The organism is Rhizorhabdus histidinilytica (genome assembly GCF_900167915.1).
Lineage (GTDB): Bacteria > Pseudomonadota > Alphaproteobacteria > Sphingomonadales > Sphingomonadaceae > Rhizorhabdus > Rhizorhabdus histidinilytica.
The window spans coordinates 1-1,275 of sequence record NZ_FUYM01000056.1 but is presented as its reverse complement, the minus strand read 5'-3'; the positions used below and the strand labels follow the sequence as shown (position 1 = coordinate 1,275).

General features: G+C 61.2%; 1 protein-coding gene. It reads left to right on the top strand.

Annotation, left to right across the window (positions count from 1 at the left end):
* The first annotated feature begins 69 nt into the window (after positions 1–69).
* Positions 70–1,241 (top strand): IS3 family transposase gene (locus B5X82_RS26135; RefSeq protein ID WP_377266715.1). Its coding sequence is split into 2 segments (ribosomal slippage): positions 70–343 and positions 343–1,241, totalling 1,173 coding nucleotides; the frame shifts between segments, so codons are not numbered across the junction.
* The last annotated feature ends 34 nt before the right edge of the window (positions 1,242–1,275 follow it).

Sequence of the window (1,275 nt, the reverse complement as noted above, 5' to 3'; positions counted from 1 at the left end):
TGGTCTGCCTTGAGAAAATTGGTCCAATTCTGAAGAGAGCCCGTTTGGGCGAACGGATTGGAGAATTATATGGGACGTCAGCGTTTTACGCCGGAGCAGATCATCGCGAAGCTGCGTGAAGTGGATGTGATTGTTGGGCGGGGCGGGACCGCCGTCGAGGCTTGCCGGCAGATCGGGATTGCCGAACAGACGCTCTATAGATGGCGTAAGGAATATGGTGGCCTGAAGGTCGACCAGGTGCGTCGGATGAAGGATCTGGAGCGGGAGAATGCACAGCTGAAGAAGCTGGTTGCAGACCTCGCGCTGGATAAAGCGATCCTTCAGGAGGCGTCGAAGCTGACTTTTTGAGCCCCTCCCGTCGCCGCGAGGCGATCGAGCAGGTCCGTCGTGTTCTTCCGGTATCGGAGCGGCGGACCTGCCGTGTTCTGATCCAGCATCGTTCGACACAGCGACATCGTCCGAAAGATGATGCCGACGAGCGGCGTCTGACGGCCGATATCGTCGCGCTGGCCAAGGATTATGGCCGGTACGGCTATCGCCGCATTCATGCCTTGCTCGGCCACGCAGGCTGGCAGGTCAGCCTATCGGTGGTGGAGCGGATCTGGCGGCGGGAGGGTCTCAAAGTGCCGAAGAGGCAGCCGAAGCGACGTCGACTCTGGTTGGGCGATGGATCATGCATCCGGCTGCGCCCGCAGCATCGCGGGCATGTGTGGTCGTATGACTTCGTCGAGGACCAGACGCGCAACGGACGCAAGTTCCGGGTGCTCAACATCATCGACGAGTTCAGCCGGGAGTGCCTGGCGATGGTGCCGCTCCGGCGGTTCCGATCCAACGACGTCATCGACGTGCTGGCCGATCTGTTCATCGAACATGGTCCGCCTGAGCATATCCGGTCCGACAACGGCCCCGAATTCGTCGCTCATGCGGTGCGGGAATGGCTGGGTAGGCTCGGCGTCACCACCCTGTACATCGAACCCGGCAGCCCTTGGGAGAATGGTTATATCGAGAGCTTCAACGCCCGTCTGCGTGACGAGCTGCTCAATGGCGAGATCTTCTACAGCCTTGAGGAGGTCCGCTGCGTCACCGGCTGGTGGCGTGATCATTACAACCGGCTAAGGCCGCACAGCAGTCTTGGCTACCGCCCACCGGCCCCGGAAACGATCAAGATGCCAGCCTGGTCGCTCGGCTCCGCTGCGCTGCGCCTCCCGCCCAGGCTGGCATCGGAAATGCGGATCAGCTAATCATGCAACCGGACCAATCATCGCGGGCAGTCCA